The 1,560-nt window shown below is 54.9% G+C and carries 1 rRNA gene; it reads left to right on the top strand.

From position 1 onward, the window contains the following. Positions 1 to 24: 24 nt before the first annotated feature. Positions 25 to 1,545, top strand: a 16S ribosomal RNA gene (locus tag ACPYN9_RS17125). Positions 1,546 to 1,560: the final 15 nt, after the last annotated feature.

Below are 1,560 nucleotides of genomic sequence, written 5' to 3'. Positions count from 1 at the left end.
TTGGGTGTGTTTGGTTGTTATTCATTTACGGAGAGTTTGATCCTGGCTCAGGACGAACGCTGGCGGCGTGCTTAACACATGCAAGTCGAACGATGAAGCCCAGCTTGCTGGGTGGATTAGTGGCGAACGGGTGAGTAACACGTGAGCAACGTGCCCATAACTCTGGGATAACCTCCGGAAACGGTGGCTAATACTGGATATCTAACATGATCGCATGGTCTGTGTTTGGAAAGATTTTTTGGTTATGGATCGGCTCACGGCCTATCAGCTTGTTGGTGAGGTAATGGCTCACCAAGGCGACGACGGGTAGCCGGCCTGAGAGGGTGACCGGCCACACTGGGACTGAGACACGGCCCAGACTCCTACGGGAGGCAGCAGTGGGGAATATTGCACAATGGGCGAAAGCCTGATGCAGCAACGCCGCGTGAGGGATGACGGCCTTCGGGTTGTAAACCTCTTTTAGTAGGGAAGAAGCGAAAGTGACGGTACCTGCAGAAAAAGCACCGGCTAACTACGTGCCAGCAGCCGCGGTAATACGTAGGGTGCAAGCGTTGTCCGGAATTATTGGGCGTAAAGAGCTCGTAGGCGGTTTGTCGCGTCTGCTGTGAAATCCCGAGGCTCAACCTCGGGTCTGCAGTGGGTACGGGCAGACTAGAGTGTGGTAGGGGAGATTGGAATTCCTGGTGTAGCGGTGGAATGCGCAGATATCAGGAGGAACACCGATGGCGAAGGCAGATCTCTGGGCCATTACTGACGCTGAGGAGCGAAAGCATGGGGAGCGAACAGGATTAGATACCCTGGTAGTCCATGCCGTAAACGTTGGGCGCTAGATGTGGGGACCATTCCACGGTTTCCGTGTCGTAGCTAACGCATTAAGCGCCCCGCCTGGGGAGTACGGCCGCAAGGCTAAAACTCAAAGGAATTGACGGGGGCCCGCACAAGCGGCGGAGCATGCGGATTAATTCGATGCAACGCGAAGAACCTTACCAAGGCTTGACATATACCGGAAACGTTCAGAAATGTTCGCCCCGCAAGGTCGGTATACAGGTGGTGCATGGTTGTCGTCAGCTCGTGTCGTGAGATGTTGGGTTAAGTCCCGCAACGAGCGCAACCCTCGTCGTATGTTGCCAGCACGTTATGGTGGGAACTCATATGAGACTGCCGGGGTCAACTCGGAGGAAGGTGGGGATGACGTCAAATCATCATGCCCCTTATGTCTTGGGCTTCACGCATGCTACAATGGCTGGTACAATGGGCTGCAATACCGCGAGGTGGAGCGAATCCCAAAAAGCCAGTCTCAGTTCGGATTGGGGTCTGCAACTCGACCCCATGAAGTCGGAGTCGCTAGTAATCGCAGATCAGCAACGCTGCGGTGAATACGTTCCCGGGCCTTGTACACACCGCCCGTCAAGTCATGAAAGTCGGTAACACCCGAAGCCGGTGGCCTAACCCTTGTGGAGGGAGCCGTCGAAGGTGGGATCGGTAATTAGGACTAAGTCGTAACAAGGTAGCCGTACCGGAAGGTGCGGCTGGATCACCTCCTTTCTAAGGAGCATTTAG

It is taken from the genome of Pseudoclavibacter helvolus, from assembly GCF_049707175.1.
GTDB classification, from domain to species: Bacteria; Actinomycetota; Actinomycetes; order Actinomycetales; family Microbacteriaceae; genus Pseudoclavibacter; species Pseudoclavibacter helvolus_A.
Note: the sequence above shows the minus strand (reverse complement) of the source record. Positions and strands in the feature narration are given on the sequence as shown.